The organism is Mycobacteroides sp. H001 (assembly GCF_001440005.1).
In the GTDB taxonomy this organism is placed as follows: domain Bacteria; phylum Actinomycetota; class Actinomycetes; order Mycobacteriales; family Mycobacteriaceae; genus Mycobacterium; species Mycobacterium gwanakae.
Genome location: NZ_LJYH01000051.1, coordinates 26,565 through 45,836, shown reverse-complemented (window position 1 = coordinate 45,836; position 19,272 = coordinate 26,565). Strand labels below are relative to the sequence as shown.

Below are 19,272 nucleotides of genomic sequence, written 5' to 3'. Positions count from 1 at the left end.
GCTCGTGGCGCTCGTGTAACGAAATCGCTCGTGGCGCTCGTGTAACACTGGGCGCCGGTGATCCGATGTAGCCATGATTTGGGTCGATACGGGTCTGAAATCGGCAGGGAGGGATTTGGATGCGTCACGTGTTGGCTGTCGGATGGCTTGGCCTGGCAGCGATGCTCGCGGTGAGTTGTGGAACGGAGACCGGGGGCATCAAGCCGATACCGGTCGGTGCCACCGAGACATCGGCACCGGCCGATCATGGACAGGACGGGGCGATCGCGAGCCCCAAGTCCAGTGCTCCACCGGTCACGACCTCACTCGAACCGCCGGCACCAGTGATCGTCACGCCAGACAAGGCGGAATCGATCATCATCTCCGCCGACGATGTGGGCAGGCTGGTCGGATCGCCGCTGACGTACGAGTTCAAGTCCACTCGGCCCAGCGATGCTTCCGCGACAGGCAAGTGTCAGGCACTCACCGGGTTGCGCAGCGAGAACCTGGGTGATGAGTGGACCACCTACCGGGGCTCGCGTCTGCAGGAAACACAGGACCGGTATGACCACATCGTGTGGCAAGCGGTCGTGTTGTTCCCCGATGCGAAGGCCGCGGCGAACCAGCTTCAGACCGCATATCCCCCGTCGCTCGCGTCCTGCGCGGACTCGCGCCAGACCGAGGGCGATATCGAATGGCGGATCGGTCAATTCTCGAACGACGGCACCAGCGTGAAGTGGGTGCGACAGGAGCTCAAGGACGGAAAACCCGCAGGGTGGCGGTGTTTCTACGACTACCGGGTCAAGAACAACGCACTCTTCGGAAGCCTGTTGTGCCAGAACGGCAACGGCACTCCGATAGTGACCGCGATCGTCGACCGCATGGCCGAATGGATTCCGGCATGACCACGACGAAGAACACGGCAGGGGGCCCCATGACAGGCACAACGGCGCGGGCGGTGCTGTGCGCGACGGCGATCGCCGCGCTGGCGCTGTCCGGGTGTTCCGGCCAGCGGGAGGCCGCCGGAACGTCAACGGCCACCACCACGACGGCGTCACGGTCGGTAAGCGCGCCGGCGCCGGCGCCGGTGAGCAGCGGACCAGCGGGGCTTACGGGGTGGCCCGGCCAGGACAAGATCACCGAGGAAGCCATGGTGGCGGCGTTGTTCACCAACGAGGAGATTTCCAAGGTGTTCGACGCCGAAGTCGCCAAGACTAACAAGCGCGAAAAGCCTTTCACGGCCACGGAGTCTGATGACGCGAGTTGCAATGTGACACAGGGACTCACCGTGGAGTCGGTGGGTAAGGAGTACGAGACGTTCCGCGGCACCGAGATGCTGCTCGGCGACGCCGAGAGCCCGGATGCGCAGGTCTACCAGGGCATCGCGGCGTACAAGGACAAGGACTCCGCGCAGGCGCAGTTCTCGACGGCAGCTGACGAGATCACGGAATGTGACGGAAAGTCGTACAACTTCACCGATCCCGGCGGGCGCAAGGTGCCGGTGACGGTGTCTGTCTCGTTGTCGAACGACAAGAAGGTGAATTGGGCCCTCACGTACGGGCCCAGTAAGTATCGCTGCTTCGTGTCGTACAACGGTGTCGCGAATCTGATTGTGCAGACGCAGGTTTGTGCACGAAGCAATTCAAAGCAGCTGGTGCAGAAGATGGCCGACAGGATTGTCGACAAACTGCAGCTGAGCTGACGAGCTACCCGGATCCAGGGGGGACTGGGTCCGGGCGGGGGGACGAGGATGGCGGCCCGACCATCGGGGGGCCGGCCGACATCTCTCGAAAATGAGCTCGGGTGGGCGTACGGGGGTTACGCCCACCCGAGTCTCACAGATTCTGTAGGCGGACCTGCCCGCGTGCGATTGTGCGGTTCTGATCATCGGCAATGGTGACGAGCCACAGCTGCTGACGACGTCCCCGATGTATCGGCGTGGATGTCGCGGTCAGCGTGCCGCTCGAGATGGCGCGCAGGAAATCGGTGTTGTTGTTGACGCCGACCACCGCACTCTCCTCCCCCAGCACGTTGGCGCGCCAGACGTACGCGGACACGCTCGCGACGCTTTCCACCACCGAGCAGTAGACGCCACCGTGCACGATCCCATTGGGTTGCAACAGGTTTTCGGTGACCGTCAGGGTGGCGGACACTCCCTCGGGTGTCAGCGAGGTGTATTCGAGCCCCACGAGCTTGTCGAAGGGCGCGGTGGGCATCTGGCTGAGGTGCTCCGGCGTGTCTGGCATGCGATGTTCATATCAGTGCGGGATCCGTTAACGAAGAAGTGCCCCACCTGCCGAGGCAGGTGGGGCACTTCCTTCGAGTGGACCGGGGGTCTCTGCAGCCCTCAGGACTCCGGCGCGGTCCGGGTGTCTGGTCGCGCGGTAGCGCGTTCGACGTTTCTAAGGATAGGCAAGGCTGCCCTAAATTGCAAGGGCCTTGTGGCGAACCGGCAATCCGAGTGTCATGAAGCGGTCCAGGATCGCCTGTCCGCGCCGCATTCCATCGGTCTCGCTGGAGCGGGCCAGCAGCGGAACATGCGTCGCCGCACCCACCACGGTTGAGCCCACCAGTTGCCACATCTGGCCGATTTCCATTGTTCCGGAACTGATCTGAGACAGGCGCGTGAACAACGGCGCCAGGGCACGATGGCATCGGTGCGCCGTCCACGCGGCAAGTGCGTCCTCGCCGGGGAACACCACAACTTGTTCCCGGTCCCGGTCTGGGTCATTGGGCAACACCCGCAGCGTCGGGTCCACCACACCCGCCCAGTCGATGCAGCCCTCGGAATCGAAATACACCCACAAGTTGCCGAGGCCCGGATCCCAGGCGCGTCCCTCCAGGACGACCAGGGCGACCAATCGGCCGACCACGGTGTGCACAAGCGCGTCCGCGAGTTGATGGACGGCGACCGCGTCGCTACCGGTCTCTTCAATGGCGCGGGTGTACATCCGCTCGAGGCGGTCAGTGTTCAGGGCTCGTGCCAGCGGCCACCATCGGCGGCGGCCGACATCGGACATGACGGCGACACCATAGGCCCGAGGGCACTCGGGATACAGCTCGCGAAGCCGGGCGCTCGATTCGTGCAGCGGCAGTGATTGGCGGATAGACATCCCGGCGATCAGCGGATCGTCGGCGATGAGGCTCCTCGTCGAAGAGCATCGATCAATGGCCAGTGTCACAGTTGGCAGCCTCCCTTCACGTAGACAAGATAGGTAAGCCTAACCACATGTAGGATGACATCGCCAGGTGCGGGTGTTGTGACTGCCCTCACCAAAGCTCCTGATCATCGGGCAGTGCTAACGATTTCGGCCCACATGGTGAGACCGGATCCAGCGCTGGAACAAAGACCGAGTTCTAGATCGTTGGCTGTCAGAAGCAGTACGACTGGATGTAGTACGGCATTGCGTCGGAGGTGAACGTAGAATGTTCGGAATGGCACGCCTGGGCGAACTTGAACGCGCGGTGATGGACCATCTCTGGTCGTCCCCCGAGCCCCAGACTGTGCGCCAGGTCCACGAGGCATTGTCGGCGCGGCGTGACCTCGCCTACACGACCGTGATGACCGTGTTGCAGCGTCTCGCGAAGAAAGATCTTGTGGTGCAGCACCGCGATGATCGTGCACACCGCTACGCACCCGTACATGGCCGTGACGAGCTTGTCGCGGGCCTGATGGTGGATGCGTTGGCGCAGGCCAACAACTCTGGTGCCCGTGAGGCCGCGTTGGTGCACTTCGTGGAGCGCGTCGGCCCCGATGAGGCCGATGCACTGCGCCGCGCACTGGCCGAGCTCGAAGCGAAAGATCCATCTGCTGGCGGTCGCCCCACCGCGTAAGGGACACTAGTTATGTGTCCGCCCTGGCGTTCGCGATACTCGCGCTGCTGCTGACCGGTCCCGTACCGGCGTTGCTCGCGCGTGCGCGCTGGCCGTACCGCGCGCCACGTGCCGCGATGGTGTTGTGGCAGGCCATTGCCGCGGCCGCCGTTCTCTCCGCGTTCAGTTCGGGGCTGGCGATCGCGAGCAGACTCCTCGTCCCTGGCCCCGATGGTCATCCAACCGCCACGATCACCGGTGAAATCGACCGCCTTGGTTGGGGTTTGTGGCTGCTCTACGTCACGGTGTTCGCGATCACGATCCTTATCGGTATCCGGCTCATGGTGTCGGTGATCCGAGTCGGGGTGCGCACCCGCCGTCGGCGTGCCCGCCACCGCGCCATCGTTGATCTACTGGATCACAAGCGGTACTGCGAGAACTGGCGCGGCGGCTACGACATCCATCGTCGGCGCGACCACGACCTGCGGGTGCTGGAAGTCGACGAGCCCTTGGCCTACTGCTTGCCGGGCGTACGCAGCCGGGTGGTCGTCAGCGAGGGAACGCTGAGCACGCTCGGGCACAACGAGGTGACCGCGATCGTCGCGCACGAGCGTGCACACCTGCGCGCGCGCCATGACCTGGTGCTGGAAGCCTTCACCGCAGTCCACGACGCCTTCCCTGTCATCGTGCGCAGCAAGAATGCGCTGGAGGCGGTCAAGCTGCTCGTCGAGCTGCTCGCCGACGATGCCGCGGTGCGGACAGCCGGGCCGACTCCCCTGGCCCGCGCGCTCGTCGCGTGCGCCGGTGGACCGACCCCGGTCGGCGCAATGGCCGCCGGCGGCCCGACGACACTCATCCGCGTCCGCCGCCTCGGCGGGGACGGAAACAGCCTGCTGTTGTCGTGCAGCGCCTATACCGCCGCTGCCGCCATCCTCGTGGTGCCGACGCTGGCCGTGGTGATCCCATGGTTCACCGAACTTCAGCGCCTGTTCAGCAAGTAACCTCCGAGTAGGTGACCCGCGCTCGCGGGCCGATTGTGACTGCGCGAGAATCCGTGGAGCACAACACGTCAACGAAAGGATGTGCTGGTGACGGCTGCAGACGGCTCGGCGCAGGGTAAAGCTCAGATCGGCGTGACGGGCCTGGCCGTCATGGGTTCGAATATCGCGCGGAACTTCGCACGGCACGGATACACCGTCGCTCTGCACAACCGATCGGTCGCCAAGACCGACGCATTGCTCGCCGAGCACGGATCCGAGGGCAGCTTCGTCCGCAGCGAGAGCATCGAGGAGTTCATCGCAGCGCTGGAGCGCCCGCGCCGCGTGCTCATCATGGTCAAGGCCGGCGATCCGACCGATGCGGTGATCAATGAGCTCGCCGATGCCATGGAGCAGGGCGACATCATCATCGACGGCGGCAATTCCCTGTACACCGACACCATCCGCCGGGAGAAGGCGATGGCCGATCGCGGCTTGCACTTCGTCGGTGCGGGTATCTCCGGTGGCGAAGAGGGTGCGCTGAACGGTCCCTCGATCATGCCGGGCGGCCCGAAGAAGTCGTACGAATCCCTCGGGCCGCTACTGGAGGAGATCTCCGCGCACGTCGACGGTGTGCCCTGCTGTACCCACATCGGCCCCGACGGCTCCGGCCATTTCGTGAAGATGGTGCACAACGGCATCGAATACTCGGACATGCAGCTGATCGGCGAGGCCTACCAGCTGCTGCGCGACGGCCTCGGCATGAGTGCACCGGAGATCGCTGACGTCTTTACCGAATGGAACAAGGGCGAGCTGGAGAGCTACCTGATTGAGATCACCGCAGAGGTGCTCAAGCAGGCTGACGCGAAGACCGGCAAGCCCCTCGTCGATGTCATCGTCGATGCCGCCGAACAGAAGGGCACCGGCCGCTGGACCGTGAAGTCGGCCCTGGACCTCGGCGTGCCCGTCACCGGTATCGCCGAGGCGGTTTTCGCGCGCGCGCTGTCCGGTTCCCGCCCCCAGCGCGCCGCCGCGGCCGGGTTCGCGTCCGGGGCATTGGGCGAGAAGCCAAGTGATGCAAAGCAGTTCGTCGAAGATGTACGCCAAGCGCTGTACGCGTCCAAGATCGTGGCGTACGCGCAGGGCTTCAATCAGATTGCCGCGGGTAGCGCCGAGTACGGCTGGAACGTCAACCCCGGTGACCTGGCCACCATTTGGCGGGGTGGCTGCATCATCCGCGCGCAGTTCCTCAATCGCGTCAAGGACGCCTTCGCCGACGAGCCCGACCTGGCCACGCTGATCGCCGCGCCCTACTTCCGGGCAGCCGTCGAAAACGGCATCGATAGTTGGCGTCGCGTTGTGGTGGCGGCGACGCAGCTGGGAATTCCGGTTCCCGGCTTCGCCTCCTCGCTGTCGTACTACGACGGTCTGCGCACCGATCGTCTGCCTGCCGCCCTCACTCAGGCGCAGCGGGACTTCTTCGGCGCGCACACCTATGAGCGCGTCGACTCCCCCGGCAAGTTCCACACGCTCTGGAGCGGCGACCGCAGCGAGGTAGAAGCCTAAGCAGGACGCAGAAGGAGAGCGATACTGTGCGGTTTCTTGACGGGCAGCGACCACCGTATGACCTCACCTACGACGATGTCTTCGTGGTGCCGAACCACTCGGATGTCACCTCGCGGTTCGATGTCGACCTGACCACTGCCGACGGCACCGGCACCACGATCCCGATCGTGGTGGCCAACATGACGGCGGTGGCGGGGCGGCGGATGGCCGAGACCGTCGCTCGCCGTGGCGGAATCACCGTGCTACCCCAGGATCTTCCGGTGGAAGCGGTCGCGCAGACCGTCGAGTTCATCAAGAGCCGGGATCTGGTCTACGACACGCCGGTGACCCTGGCTCCAGACGATTCCGCGGGTGAGGCGGTCGCCCTGATCCACAAGCGCTCGCACGGGGCTGCGGTGGTGCTCGAGGACGGCAAGCCACGTGGGCTCGTCACCGAGGCCGCATGTACCGGCATCGACAGGTTCACCCGCGTGCGCGACATCGCCACCGCCGACTTCGTCGCGGTCCCCACGGGAACCGATCCGCGGGCGATCTTCGACCGCCTGGCCGAGGCGCATGTGCCGGTGGCGGTGCTGACGCGTCCGGACGGAACCATGGCGGGGATCCTCACCCGTACTGGGGCTATCCGGGCGGGTTTGTACACGCCGGCCGTGGACGCGAGCGGACGCCTACGGGTCGCCGGTGCCGTCGGCATCAACGGCGATGTCCGCGCCAAGGCGACCGCCCTGGCGCAGGCCGGGGTGGATCTGCTGGTCATCGATACCGCGCATGGACATCAGCAGAAGATGATCGAGGTGCTGACGTCGGTCGCGGAACTGTCGCTGGGTGTGCCGATCGCGGCGGGCAATGTGGTGTCCGCCCAGGGCACCCGGGATCTGATCGCGGCCGGGGCCGAAATCGTGAAGGTGGGCGTGGGCCCGGGCGCCATGTGCACCACCCGGATGATGACCGGAGTGGGTCGTCCACAGTTGTCGGCGGTCATCGAATGTGCGGCGGCGGCACGGGAACTCGGCGCCCATGTGTGGGCCGATGGTGGCGTTCGGCATCCCCGGGATGTCGCGCTGGCACTCGCCGCGGGTGCCGCCAACGTGATGATCGGTTCCTGGTTCGCGGGCACGCACGAATCACCCGGGGATCTGCAGTACTCGGCCAGTGGCCGGCGCTACAAGGACAGCTTCGGGATGGCGTCCAAACGCGCCGTGGCCGCCCGCACCGCCGGGGACAGCGCCTTTGACCAGGCCCGCAAAAGTCTCTTCGAAGAGGGCATCTCCACGTCGCGGATCGAATTGGACCCGCAACGGCCCGGTGTCGAGGACCTCATCGACCACATCATCTCGGGCGTGCGCAGCACCTGCACCTATGTCGGCGCACGCACGCTGGCCGAGCTGCACGAACGGGTGGTTCTGGGTGTCCAGTCCGCCGCCGGATTTGCCGAAGGGCGCCCGCTTCCCGAAGGTTGGTGACCGTTCTCCCCGATGGTTGAGTACCTGCGGGCCAGCTGCACCGTTACCATGAGCCTCACGATGGTCACACCGTGTGATCACTCAACCTAAGGGGCCAGCCAGCGGTGACGCTCTTATTCACCGGGCTGAGCTTGCTTGCGTTCGTGGCGCTGACCGCGGGGACGGCACTGTTCGTGGCGGCCGAGTTCTCCCTGACCGCGCTGGAACGAAGCTCCATCGAGGCGCGCGCCAAGACCGGTGACGGCCGGGACAGGTTGGTCAAACGGGCGCACAGCACGTTGTCCTTCCAGCTATCCGGCGCGCAGCTCGGCATCACCATCACCACACTTGTCACCGGGTATTTGGCCGAACCGGTGATCGCGCGGCTGCTCACGCAGGTGATCGGATACACCGGAGTAGCTGTCAGCAGCGCCATATCGCTGGCGCTGGCACTGATCCTCGCCACCTCGATATCGATGATCTTCGGCGAGCTCGTGCCCAAGAACTTTGCGCTGGCACGTCCCATCTGGACCTCACGCGCCACCGCGGGCCCCATGGTGCTGTTCTCGGCAGTATTCGCCTTCGCGATCCGGGCGTTGAACGGCATCGCCAACTGGGTGCTGCGTCGCATGGGCATTGAACCCGCCGAAGAGCTGCGCTCGGCGCGCTCACCCCAGGAGCTGGGTTCGTTGGTGCGCACCTCCGCCCGTAGCGGTGCACTGGATGAGACCACGGCGGTGCTGGTGGACCGCTCGTTGCGATTCGGGAGCCGTACCGCCGAAGAACTCATGACCCCGCGCACCGAGATCGAATCGCTCGAAGCGACGGACACCGTTGCCGACTTGGTCGCCATCGCCGTGGACACCGGCTTCTCACGGTTCCCCATCACCGAAGGCGACCTGGACGCGACGATCGGCATCGTGCACGTGAAGCAGATCTTCGAAGTGCCACGGGAACAGCGCGCCACGACCACCCTGGCCAGTCTGGCCCGGCCCGTCGCGGTAGTGCCCTCCACCCTCGACGGCGATGCCGTGATGGAGCAGGTGCGGGCCAACGGCATGCAGACCGCGCTGGTGGTTGACGAGTACGGCGGCACCGCCGGGCTGGTGACGGTCGAGGACATGATCGAAGAGATCGTGGGCGATGTCCGGGACGAGCACGATGACGCCACCCCCGACGTGGTGTCCTCCGGCGGCGGCTGGGTGGTGTCGGGTCTGCTGCGGATCGACGAGGTCGCCGCCGCGACCGGCTACCGTGCCCCCGAAGGCGAGTACGAGACGATCGGCGGCCTGGTGCTGCAGGAGCTCGGTCACATCCCGACGGTCGGCGAGACCGTCGAGTTATCCGCGGTCGTGCCGGATCATCCGTTCGCGGAGCTGCCCCGCTGGCGGGCTCGGGTAGCGAGCATGGATGGTCGCCGCATCGACCAGATCGAGCTTGTCGAGCTGACCGACGCCGACGGTCGGGGGGAATGACCACGATGGGCAGCGACATACTCGGCGTACTCCTCACCGCCGCACTGCTTTTGGCGAACGCATTCTTCGTCGGCGCCGAGTTCGCCCTTATCTCCGCTCGCCGGGATCGACTCGAGGCACTCGCGGAGGCGGGCAAGAAACGCGCCGTGACCGTGATGATGGCCGGCCAGAACTTGTCCTTGATGCTCGCCGGCGCCCAGCTCGGCATCACGATCTGTTCAATCCTGTTGGGCCGCATCGGAGAACCGGCCGTAGCGCATCTTCTGGAACGACCATTCGAGCTGTTAGGTGCGCCGCCCGCTCTCACGCACACCATCGCGTTCGTCGTCTCGCTGTCCATCGTGGTGCTGTTGCACGTGCTCCTCGGCGAAATGGTGCCCAAGAACATCGCCATCGCGGGGCCAGAATCCGCGGCCATGCTGCTGATTCCGCCGTACCTGGTCTACATCCGGCTGGCACGGCCATTGATCGCCTTCTACAACTGGTGCGCCAACACCGCATTGCGGCTGGTCAAGGTCCCGGTGAAGGACGAGCTCGAGGTCACCGTGTCCACCGTGGAGCTTTCCGAGATGATCGCGGAGTCGCTGTCCGAGGGGCTTCTCGACGAAGAGGAACACACCCGGTTGCGCCGCGCGCTACAGATCCAGCACCGGGTGGTCGCGGACGTGGTCGTGCCCGCTAACCAGATTCGGGCGATCGCGGTATCGGGTTCGGCGCAGGCGCCCTCGGTGACTGCCGTGGAGCGCGCGGTGGCGGAAACTGGTTACTCACGTTTTCCAGTTATCGGGCCCCACGGGGATTACCTCGGCTATCTGCACATAAAGGACGTCCTGACCATGGGTGACGATCCGGAGGCGATTGTCGACCCCGCGTTCATTCGACCGCTCCCACGGCTGCACGGCTCGGTTCCACTGCCAGAAGCGCTGTCGACGCTACGTCGCAGCAACAGTCATCTTGCGCTCATGTCGACCACCGACGGCAGCGTGGTGGGCCTCGTCACACTCGAGGATCTGGTGGAGGATCTCGTCGGCACCGTGCGTGACGGAACTCACCGCATATAGAGCGGTTTCGGGGTACATGGCTACCAGTGAGTAGGATCAATGTTCACCGAATCGCAAGAGCGTCCGGTCCCAGACCCCCAAACAACACAGAGGAGTTGCGATGAGTGATCGCGTCGATGTGGGCAACCTTCGCGTCGCGCGGGTGCTGTACGACTTCATCACCAACGAGGCCCTCCCGGGCACCGGTGTGGATGCCGACGCTTTCTGGGCCGGGGTCGACAAAGTAGTCACCGATTTGGCTCCGCGGAACCGCGAGCTTCTCGACCGGCGCGACGACCTGCAAACTCAGATCGATCGCTGGCACCGGCAGCGCGCCATCGAGCCGCTGGACCAGTCGGCGTACCGGGAGTTCCTCACCGAGATCGGGTACCTGGTCCCCGAGCCCGAAGATTTCACCATCACCACCGCCAATGTGGACGACGAGATCACCACGACTGCCGGTCCGCAGCTGGTGGTTCCGATCCTGAACGCGCGCTTCGCGCTCAACGCTGCCAACGCGCGCTGGGGCTCCCTCTATGACGCGCTGTATGGCACCGATGTCATCTCCGAAGCCGATGGCGCAGAGAAGGGCTCGTCGTACAACAAGATCCGCGGCGACAAGGTCATCGCCTACGCCCGCGAGGTGCTCGACGGCGCGGCCCCGCTGGCGGGCGGCTCCTGGAAGGACGCTGTCGGCCTGAAGATCGACGACGGTCAGCTGCTCATCGAGCTGGGCGACGAGCTCTCGGTGGGACTGCAGAACCCCGATCAGTTCGTCGGCTACACCGGCAAGCTGGGCAAGCCACAATGGTCGGTGCTGCTCATCAACCATGGCCTGCACATCGAGGTCCTCATCGACCCCGACTCCCCCATCGGATCCACCGACAAGGCCGGCATCAAGGATGTCGTGCTGGAGTCGGCGATCACCACGATCATGGATTTCGAGGACTCCGTGGCTGCCGTGGACGCCGAAGACAAGGTGCTCGGGTACCGAAACTGGCTGGGACTCAACAAGGGTGATCTGTCCGAGGATGTTTCCAAGGGCGGCAAGACGTTCACCCGGGTGCTCAACGAGGACCGCGTGTTCAACACCCCCGACAGCAAGGGCGAGCTGACCCTGCCAGGCCGCAGCTTGCTGTTCGTCCGCAACGTCGGTCATCTGATGACCAATGACGCCATCGTGGATGCCGCGGGCAACGAGATGCCCGAGGGCATCCAGGATGCGTTGTTCACCAGCCTGATCGCGATCCACGGTCTGCGTTCCGGCAAGAAGAACGGCCCGCTGAAGAACAGCCGCACCGGATCCATCTACATCGTGAAGCCCAAGATGCACGGGCCCGAGGAAGTGGCCTTCACCGCCGAGCTGTTCGGCCGCGTCGAAGAGGTGCTCGGACTCCCGCACGCCACTCTCAAAGTCGGCATCATGGACGAGGAGCGTCGCACCACCGTCAACCTCAAGGCCGCCATCAAGGCCGCCTCGGATCGAGTGGTCTTCATCAACACCGGCTTCCTGGATCGCACCGGCGATGAGATCCACACCTCGATGGAAGCCGGCCCGATGTGCCGCAAGGCCGTCATGAAGTCGCAGCCGTGGATCCTGGCATACGAGGACCACAACGTCGACACCGGACTGGGTGCCGGTTTGGCGGGCAAGGCGCAGATCGGTAAGGGCATGTGGGCCATGCCCGACCTGATGGCGGACATGGTCGCGCAGAAGATCGCCCAGCCCCGCGCGGGAGCCACCACCGCCTGGGTGCCGTCCCCCACTGCCGCGACGCTGCACGCGCTGCACTATCACCAGGTCGACGTCAAGGCTGTGGACCAGGAGCTCGCCGGTAAGCACCGCGCCGAACTGGAGTCGCTGCTCACCATTCCGTTGGCCGAGTCGCGTCATGACTGGACCGCGGAGGACATCCGCGAGGAAATCGACAACAACTGCCAGTCGATCCTGGGCTACGTGGTCCGCTGGATCGATCAGGGAGTCGGCTGTTCCAAGGTTCCGGACATCCACGACGTGGCGCTCATGGAAGACCGGGCAACCTTGCGTATCTCCAGCCAGCTGCTGGCCAACTGGTTGCGTCATGACGTCATCACCGACGCCGACGTGGTCGAGGGACTCAAGCGGATGGCACCGGTCGTCGATCGGCAGAACGCCGGCGACGAGGACTACCGCCCGATGGCTCCAGACTTCGACAGCAACATCGCCTTCGAGGCCGCCAAGGAGCTGATCCTCGAGGGTAAGGACCAGCCGAACGGATACACCGAGCCGATCCTGCACCGGCGTCGCCGCGAGTACAAGGCCGCGGCGGCCAAGTAGCGGCCTGCTTGGCTGACGTGCCTGGACCTCGCCGAGGGTTGTTGCCGTCCCGGTCTGTTGAGTGTCGGTTTGGCTGCGGTTTGGTGTCGCGTGCCGTAGTTCACGGGGTCTGAGACAGTAGACTCGGGCCGACGCACAGCAGGGCTCTCACGCAGCCGCTGGACAAGTACTAGACACGATCAGAAGGGTCGCGACAACACATGGGCAGGCACAGCGCATCTGGGTCAGGTAGCCCAAACGATCGCGACGACAACGACGGTTGGGGTGCTGAGGCGGCCCCGGCTTACGAATCGGGCTCCGGCCTTGAGAACTCCGGCCCTGAGAACTCCGGCTCTGAGTTCGACACGGGTAGCTGGCAGCGGTCGCATCGCAGCGGTGGCAGCAACTGGGGTGTCAGCAAGGGGCTGATCGGAGCCCTCGCGGCCGTCCTCGTGGTGGCCGTGTCCATCGGACTGTGGTGGTACTTCGACCGGCGGACCACCGACAACCAGGCAGAGGCATCTGCTACCTGTGTGCACGGCGACAACGCCATCGCCGTGGTCGCCGACCCATCAATCGCGGACCGTATCGGCGAGCTGTCCGAACGGTTCAACAAAAAGCACGAGGTAATCGGCGACTACTGCTTCACCGTGTCGGTGCGCCCGGCGGATACGACCAACGTGATCAAGGGGCTGACGGGGCAGTGGCCCGCCGAGCTCGGGGATCAGCCGGCCTTGTGGATCCCGGGCAGCTCGATCTCCTCGGCACGTCTGAAGGCCGCCTCCAAGACAAACATCGTCAATGACAGCCGGTCGCTGGTCAGCACACCCGTGGTCATCGCGACGACGCCCCGGCTGCGTCAGGCCATTCCCAATGACAAGAGCTGGGCGGATGTGCCTGCGCTGCAGAATGTTCCGAACTCGCTCGACGGCGTCGGTCTGCCCGGTTGGGGTTCGCTGCGGTTGGTGTTGCCGTCGAGCGGCAATGGCGATGCGGCGCAGCTCGCCGCCGAGGCGGTAGCCGCCGCCAGCGTTCGCCCCGGCGACTCGCCCGAGCTCGGCGCGGGCGCGGCCGCATCGTTGACCGCTGCGGCTCCCAAGCTTCCCGCGAACAACCTGACCGACGCCATCGGCGCACTGCTGGACGGCGGCGAACAACCCGGTGCCGCCGTGCACGCGGTGGTGACCACCGAACAGCAGCTCTACGCCCGTACTCGCAGCAACGGCGACGCCAAGAAGGTGATTGCCGCGTGGCAGCCTGCCGGGGCGACGCCGATCGCCGACTACCCCACCGTTCAACTGGACGGGCCGTGGCTCTCCGAGGAACAGCACACCGCGGCAAGCCAATTCGCGCGTTTCCTCGGCGACAAGGACCAGCTCAAGGATTTGGCGGCCGCTGGTTTCCGTGCCGAAGGCGCGGATCTGCCCAGCAGCGATGTGGTGAGTTTCACGAAGATCGACAAGCCGCTGAGCATCGAGGACAAGGTCCGGGTCGCGCTCGCCGATGGCACCTCGACAGGCGCCGGGGCCACCACGATCATGCTGGATTCCTCGCTGTCCTCCGAAGCGGTGAAGCTGTCTGATGTGACCGGGGCACTTGCCAATCGCGTACGCACCATCGCTCCGAGCTCGGGAGTCGGGCTCTGGACGTATGACGGCAGGGAAGGCAACACCGTGGTGCGGCTGGGTACCGCCTCCGACGACGTCGAGGGCGTGCCCAGGTCGCAGAGTGTCGCCGACGCGTTGACGGCGCTGCAGCCGACCTCCAACGGCGCGGTGGCGTTCACCACGTTGCGCAACGTGTACCAGGAAGCGGTCAATAGCTTCCGGCCGAACCAGGTCAACTCGGTGCTGATCGTGGCAGGCCGCTCGCATACCGATCAGAGCCTGGACAGTGCCGGCCTCATCGACACGATCAACCGTCAGAAAGATCCGGCGCGACCGGTTCGGATCAACGTGATCGACTTCGGCAACGACTCCGATCAGCAGACCTGGCAGGCCTTAGCTCAGCAGACCGGCGGGGCCTACCAGAACCTGGCGGCCTCTAACAGCCCCGAGCTGGCCGGAGCCATCACCCGCTTCGTGTCTTAACGTCATCTCCGGTGAGCAGGCCCCCGCCGTGGCGGGGGCCTTCTCACTAGAAATCGCTACTGGGCGAAGGCCTCGATCGGCGGGCAGGAGCACACCAGGTTGCGGTCACCGTATGCACCATCGATCCGGCGTACCGGTGGCCACACCTTGGGACGGAAGCCCTTCCCCAGCGGATATGCGGCTTCGGACCGGCTGTAGGGGTGGTGCCACTCGTCGGCGGTGAGGGATTCGGCGGTGTGCGGCGCCCCGCGCAGCGGGTTGTCCTCCACCGGCCACACCCCGGAGCCGACCTTGTCGATCTCGGCCTTGATCGCGATCATCGCCTCGCAGAAGGCGTCCACCTCGGCCAGGCTCTCACTTTCGGTGGGCTCCACCATGAGCGTGCCGGCCACCGGAAAGCTCATCGTTGGCGCGTGGAAACCGTAGTCGGCGAGGCGCTTAGCCACGTCGTCGACGGTAACGCCGGTGTTCTTGGTGATCTCCCGCAGGTCCAGGATGCACTCGTGGGCCACCATGCCGTTATCGCCGGTGTAGAGCACGGGGTAGTACTCATCGAGACGGCGCGCCAGGTAGTTGGCCGAGGCGATCGCGGTGAGCGACGCGGCCCGCAGGCCGTCGGGCCCCATCATCCTGATGTAGGCCCAGGTGATCGGCAGGATCGATGCCGAACCATAGGGCGCCGCCGACACCGGCGGCCCCGAGGGCAGTTCCGCGGCGTACGGATGCCCCGGCAGGTACTGCGCGAGGTGACTGCGCACCGCGACAGGGCCGACACCTGGTCCGCCGCCGCCGTGCGGGATACAGAACGTCTTGTGCAGGTTCAGGTGACTCACGTCGCCACCGAAGTGCCCGGGGCGGGCAAGTCCGACAAGGGCATTCAGGTTCGCACCGTCGACGTAGACCTGCCCCCCGGCATCGTGCACGGCCGCGCAGATGTCGGCGACGTCGTGCTCGTAGACACCGTGGGTGGACGGGTAGGTGATCATGATCGCCGAGAGGGAGCTGGCATTCGCCGCGATCTTGGCGCGAAGGTCGTCCAGGTCGACGTCGCCGTTCTCACGGCAGGCCACCACGACAACCCGCATACCGGCCAGCGCCGCCGAGGCGGCGTTGGTGCCGTGGGCACTCGACGGGATCAGGCAGACGTCGCGGGCGCTCTCGCCGCGGTCGATGTGGTACTGCCGAATGGCCAGCAGACCCGCGTATTCGCCCTGGGATCCCGCATTGGGTTGCAAGCTCACGCTGTCGTAGCCGGTGATATCGGCCAGCCAGCCCTCGAGGTCGGCGATCAGCGTGCGCAGGCCGCGGGAGTCGCTTGCCGGGGCGAATGGGTGTTGTGCGGCGAACTGCGGCCAGGTGATGGGTTCCATCTCGGCGGCGGCGTTGAGTTTCATGGTGCACGAACCGAGCGGAATCATGCTGCGGTCCAACGCAATATCCTTGTCGGATAGCGCACGCAGGTAGCGCATCATCTCGGTTTCGCTGTGGTAGCGGTTGAACGCCGGGTGCGTCAGGTAATCGGAGGCGCGGGACGCGATGTCCGAGGTGTCGGATGTTCCGCCACCGAAATCGGTTCCGAACGCTCGCAGCACCGAGACCAGGTGCGGCAGCGTTGTCGCCTCATCACAGGCGATCGAGACGTGGTCGCCGTCGGGACTCCAGATGTTGACACCCTCGGCCTTGGCGGCGGCCTGGATCTCGATAGCCTTGCCGGGAACGTGCACCAAAACGGTGTCGAAGAACTGGTCGTGCACCACGGTGTGGCCACCGCGAGTCAGGCCGGAGGCCAACAGCTGCGCGTTGCGGTGCACGCGGGTGGCGATGGCACGCAAGCCTTCCGGGCCGTGGTAGCTCGCGTACATCGCGGCCATTACGGCCAACAGCACCTGCGCGGTACAGATATTGCTGGTGGCCTTGTCGCGGCGGATGTGCTGTTCGCGGGTCTGCAAGGAGAGCCGGTAGGCGGGTGCGCCATCGGCATCCACCGACACTCCGACGAGTCGTCCGGGCAGCTGCCGGGCATGGGCGGTGTGCACGGCCAGGTACCCGGCGTGCGGCCCACCGAATCCCATCGGCACGCCGAAGCGTTGCGTGGTGCCGAAGGCGACGTCGGCGCCGATGTCGCCGGGCGGGGCGATGAGGGTCAGGGCCAGCAGGTCGGCGCCCACCGCCACCAGTGCGCCGCGCTGATGGGCCTCGGAGATGAGCGCCGACCAGTCGCGTACCACTCCGGAGGCACCGGGCAGCTGCACGATGACTCCGAAGAACTCACCGTCAGGCAATCCCTGTGCGAGATCGGCGGTCACCACCTCGATGCCGAGTGGTTGAGCGCGGGTGTCGATCACGGCGGCAGTCTGCGCGTACACGTCGGCGTCGACGATCAGACGGTTGGACTTGGACTTCACGGCGCGGTGCATCAGTGTCATCGCCTCGGCGGCGGCGGTGGCCTCATCGAGCATCGAGGCGTTCGCGATGTCCAGGCCGGTGAGCTCGGAGACCATGGTCTGGAAGTTCAGCAGCGCTTCCAGGCGCCCCTGACTGATCTCCGGCTGGTACGGCGTGTAGGCCGTGTACCAGGCCGGATTCTCCAGGATGTGCCGACGCAGCACGGGCGGGGTCAACGTGTCGAAGTAGCCCTGCCCGATCATCGATACGGCAATCGTGTTGTGGCTGGCGAGTTTCCGCAGCGCGTCGAGAGCCTCGTGCTCGGATGCCGCTGCCGGGAGCGCGTCGAGGCCGGTGGCGAGGCCACCGTGCAACTCATCCAGGATGCTGGCCGGTACCGCCTTCTCGGCGAGCTCACCAAGGCTGGCCACACCGATGGTGGCGAGCATGGTGTCGATATCGGCGGCGGTGGGACCGATATGGCGATCGGCGAAAGACATGACACTCCCGAAGGGCCGAGTCGCGCGGCGGGCACACGACAGCATCTCCCCTCCCTCTGTCATCAACCCGGTGCGGGCGCCTGAGAGATTCGGTCGTCTCACCGGGCCAATACCCGGACGAGAGCCTTTCCCCGTCGGCGGGTGATCCGCTCACAAGATCGGATCACCACTTTTCAGAGGCATCGGGGCCGAGAGCGGTTCGGGGGCCTGAGAGATTGACGGAGAGGTGTTGCTCCTTCGGCGGCCATGACTGGCGGTCATGACACTCTCCCGCCCACGGGCGATGCCTGACCAGCTTACGCGAGTTAACCCGCGGGTCCAGACAGCCGAGTAGGTACCGACGAATCAGCCGATCTTGCGGGCACGATCCTTGCGGCGGGAAGCCAGCTCGTCCTCGGGCGCCTCGATGGTTTCGCCACCGTCGGCGCGCTCCCCCGGGAACTCGGCGATGGCACCGGTCAGTTCGCGCATGGCGCCGCTGACCGCGATGCCGAACACACCTTGTCCGCCCTGGAGCAGGTCGACAACCTCTTCGGCCGATGTGCATTCGTAGACAGTGGTGCCATCGGAGAACAGCGTGATGTTGGCCAGATCCTCGACGCCACGCTGACGCAGGTGTTCAACGGCAACCCGGATGTTCTGCAGTGAGATCCCGGTGTCCAGCAATCGCTTGACGATCTTGAGAACCAGGATGTCCTTGAACGAGTACAGGCGCTGGCTGCCGGAACCGGCGGCGCCACGGATCGAGGGAACCACGAGCGAGGTGCGGGCCCAGTAGTCGAGCTGGCGGTAGGTGATGCCAGCAACCTGGCAAGCACTGGGTCCGCGGTAGCCGACGAGTTGGTCAGGAACGGAGTCATCCGGGAAAAGACCCGGCTGGACAGGCCCGGCAGACGCGGAGTCGGCGGAACCGGTGGCGCCGTTGTCCAATGTCATCTCCAGCTGCCCCTGCTGCGGCTCTTCAACCACTTCTGCTCCCTCTCGCGATCGCTTCTCCGGCTACCGTCCCGTGGTTCTCAGTTCGCCGGTAGTGCGTTCGTCCAAGCACGAATCCTCCGAGCATACGCCCTTTGCGCTGCCCCGTGCCGGCCGCTGAGTCAAATTATGGTCCCCGGGAAATCACGGTCAATGCGACGCGCCCGGGCCGTGACTGTAAAGGTCAGGTTGAGACTTACTCGTTACTTAAGGCCCTGTCACGGGCCTTCCGTGGCCTTGAAGTCGTCGGGAGACACGCTGTCGAGGAACTCCTTGAACTTCTCTACCTCGTCTTCTCGCAGCGCTCCGCCGGAATCCTCATCGTCCTCGTCGGGAATGATCAAGCCCGCCTCGGCCAGCACGGCTTCCTCGACGTAAATCGGAACTCCCACGCGTAGCGCGATTGCCACCGAATCCGATGGGCGCGCCGACACCCGGATGTCGCTGTCGAAAACCAGGTCCGCGTAGAACGTCCCCTCCTGAAGATCCACGATCCGCACCTCTTTGAGCGAATGCCCAAGGGCAGCAATGAGATCACGGATCAGGTCATGGGTGAGTGGCCGCGCCGGTTCTACCCCCTGTTGCTCCAGGGCGATGGCCGCGGCTTCGGACTGGCCGATCCATATCGGCAGGTAACGATCGCCGGCAGACTCCCGCAGCAACAACACCGGCTGGTTCTGGGGCTGTTCCACGCGGATTCCCACGACTCGAACTTCGCTCATCGTGCCTCCAAC

15 protein-coding genes and 1 riboswitch are annotated in these 19,272 nt (G+C 65.3%); of the genes, 10 read left to right on the top strand and 5 right to left on the bottom strand.

Translation table 11 applies throughout. The features are described 5' to 3' along the window. Positions 1 to 119: 119 nt before the first annotated feature. Positions 120 to 884 carry a sensor domain-containing protein gene (locus tag AOT83_RS25750; protein ID WP_057963450.1) on the top strand — a complete coding sequence of 255 codons (765 nt, stop codon included), beginning with the start codon at positions 120 to 122 and terminating at the stop codon, positions 882 to 884. Further along, positions 881 to 1,681, top strand: coding sequence for a sensor domain-containing protein (locus tag AOT83_RS25745; RefSeq protein WP_030097955.1), 801 nt, complete (start codon positions 881 to 883; stop codon positions 1,679 to 1,681). Before AOT83_RS25750 ends, AOT83_RS25745 begins: the two co-directional genes overlap by 4 nt. A 133-nt stretch (positions 1,682 to 1,814) precedes the next feature. Here the strand turns inward: AOT83_RS25745 and AOT83_RS25740 are convergent, their stop codons facing one another. Beyond that, entirely contained in the window at positions 1,815 to 2,225 is a 411-nt protein-coding gene (locus AOT83_RS25740; RefSeq protein ID WP_057963449.1) for a PaaI family thioesterase, read from the bottom strand. Positions 2,226 to 2,402: 177 nt separating this feature from the next. Further along, positions 2,403 to 3,161, bottom strand: a complete 759-nt coding sequence (locus AOT83_RS25735; RefSeq protein WP_030097957.1) for a hypothetical protein — start codon at positions 3,159 to 3,161, stop codon at positions 2,403 to 2,405. Positions 3,162 to 3,405: 244 nt separating this feature from the next. Here AOT83_RS25735 and AOT83_RS25730 point away from each other — a divergent pair, with 244 nt between their 5' ends. From AOT83_RS25730 to AOT83_RS25695, 8 genes are all read left to right on the top strand, one after another. After that, a complete protein-coding gene (locus AOT83_RS25730) occupies positions 3,406 to 3,813 on the top strand; it encodes a BlaI/MecI/CopY family transcriptional regulator (RefSeq protein ID WP_030097958.1) in 408 nt (135 codons plus the stop codon). 14 nt (positions 3,814 to 3,827) lie between these two features. Continuing rightward, on the top strand, positions 3,828 to 4,793 hold the full coding sequence (locus AOT83_RS25725) for a M56 family metallopeptidase (RefSeq protein WP_030097959.1): 966 nt from the start codon (positions 3,828 to 3,830) through the stop codon (positions 4,791 to 4,793). Between the two features lie 87 nt (positions 4,794 to 4,880). Then, positions 4,881 to 6,335, top strand: a complete 1,455-nt coding sequence (gndA, locus tag AOT83_RS25720; protein WP_030097960.1) for an NADP-dependent phosphogluconate dehydrogenase — start codon at positions 4,881 to 4,883, stop codon at positions 6,333 to 6,335. Between the two features lie 26 nt (positions 6,336 to 6,361). Further along, positions 6,362 to 7,798 carry a GuaB1 family IMP dehydrogenase-related protein gene (locus AOT83_RS25715; protein WP_057963448.1) on the top strand — a complete coding sequence of 479 codons (1,437 nt, stop codon included), beginning with the start codon at positions 6,362 to 6,364 and terminating at the stop codon, positions 7,796 to 7,798. Positions 7,799 to 7,902: 104 nt separating this feature from the next. Next, positions 7,903 to 9,252 (top strand): hemolysin family protein, encoded by a 1,350-nt coding sequence (locus tag AOT83_RS25710; protein ID WP_057963447.1) that lies wholly within the window; start codon positions 7,903 to 7,905, stop codon positions 9,250 to 9,252. 5 nt (positions 9,253 to 9,257) lie between these two features. Next, positions 9,258 to 10,313, top strand: coding sequence for a hemolysin family protein (locus AOT83_RS25705; protein WP_030097963.1), 1,056 nt, complete (start codon positions 9,258 to 9,260; stop codon positions 10,311 to 10,313). A 100-nt stretch (positions 10,314 to 10,413) separates the two neighbouring features. Next, complete coding sequence (locus AOT83_RS25700; RefSeq protein WP_057963446.1) at positions 10,414 to 12,609, top strand: malate synthase G; 2,196 nt, start codon at positions 10,414 to 10,416, stop codon at positions 12,607 to 12,609. 200 nt (positions 12,610 to 12,809) lie between these two features. Continuing rightward, complete coding sequence (locus tag AOT83_RS25695) at positions 12,810 to 14,678, top strand: substrate-binding domain-containing protein (RefSeq protein WP_057963445.1); 1,869 nt, start codon at positions 12,810 to 12,812, stop codon at positions 14,676 to 14,678. A gap of 56 nt (positions 14,679 to 14,734) precedes the next feature. Here AOT83_RS25695 and gcvP read toward each other — a convergent pair whose 3' ends face one another. From gcvP to AOT83_RS25680, 3 genes are all read right to left on the bottom strand, one after another. Then, positions 14,735 to 17,563, bottom strand: a complete 2,829-nt coding sequence (gene gcvP, locus AOT83_RS25690; protein WP_057963479.1) for an aminomethyl-transferring glycine dehydrogenase — start codon at positions 17,561 to 17,563, stop codon at positions 14,735 to 14,737. Between the two features lie 185 nt (positions 17,564 to 17,748). Next, a riboswitch (glycine riboswitch) is annotated at positions 17,749 to 17,846 on the bottom strand. Positions 17,847 to 17,908: 62 nt separating this feature from the next. After that, entirely contained in the window at positions 17,909 to 18,532 is a 624-nt protein-coding gene (locus AOT83_RS25685; protein ID WP_030097967.1) for a MerR family transcriptional regulator, read from the bottom strand. A 224-nt stretch (positions 18,533 to 18,756) separates the two neighbouring features. After that, positions 18,757 to 19,260: a bifunctional nuclease family protein gene (locus AOT83_RS25680; protein WP_030097968.1), complete on the bottom strand. Its 504-nt coding sequence runs from the start codon at positions 19,258 to 19,260 to the stop codon at positions 18,757 to 18,759. Positions 19,261 to 19,272 lie beyond the last annotated feature (12 nt).

What these genes read in the sequence shown, in the direction of transcription:
- AOT83_RS25750 (WP_057963450.1), top strand. Translation starts at nt 120, where the DNA reads ATGCGTCACGTGTTGGCTGTCGGATGGCTTGGCCTGGCAGCGATGCTC.
- AOT83_RS25745 (WP_030097955.1), top strand. Translation starts at nt 881, where the DNA reads ATGACCACGACGAAGAACACGGCAGGGGGCCCCATGACAGGCACAACG.
- AOT83_RS25740 (WP_057963449.1), bottom strand. Translation starts at nt 2,225, where the DNA reads ATGCCAGACACGCCGGAGCACCTCAGCCAGATGCCCACCGCGCCCTTC.
- AOT83_RS25730 (WP_030097958.1), top strand. Translation starts at nt 3,406, where the DNA reads ATGTTCGGAATGGCACGCCTGGGCGAACTTGAACGCGCGGTGATGGAC.
- AOT83_RS25705 (WP_030097963.1), top strand. Translation starts at nt 9,258, where the DNA reads ATGGGCAGCGACATACTCGGCGTACTCCTCACCGCCGCACTGCTTTTG.
- AOT83_RS25700 (WP_057963446.1), top strand. Translation starts at nt 10,414, where the DNA reads ATGAGTGATCGCGTCGATGTGGGCAACCTTCGCGTCGCGCGGGTGCTG.
- AOT83_RS25695 (WP_057963445.1), top strand. Translation starts at nt 12,810, where the DNA reads ATGGGCAGGCACAGCGCATCTGGGTCAGGTAGCCCAAACGATCGCGAC.
- gcvP (WP_057963479.1), bottom strand. Translation starts at nt 17,563, where the DNA reads ATGTCTTTCGCCGATCGCCATATCGGTCCCACCGCCGCCGATATCGAC.
- AOT83_RS25680 (WP_030097968.1), bottom strand. Translation starts at nt 19,260, where the DNA reads ATGAGCGAAGTTCGAGTCGTGGGAATCCGCGTGGAACAGCCCCAGAAC.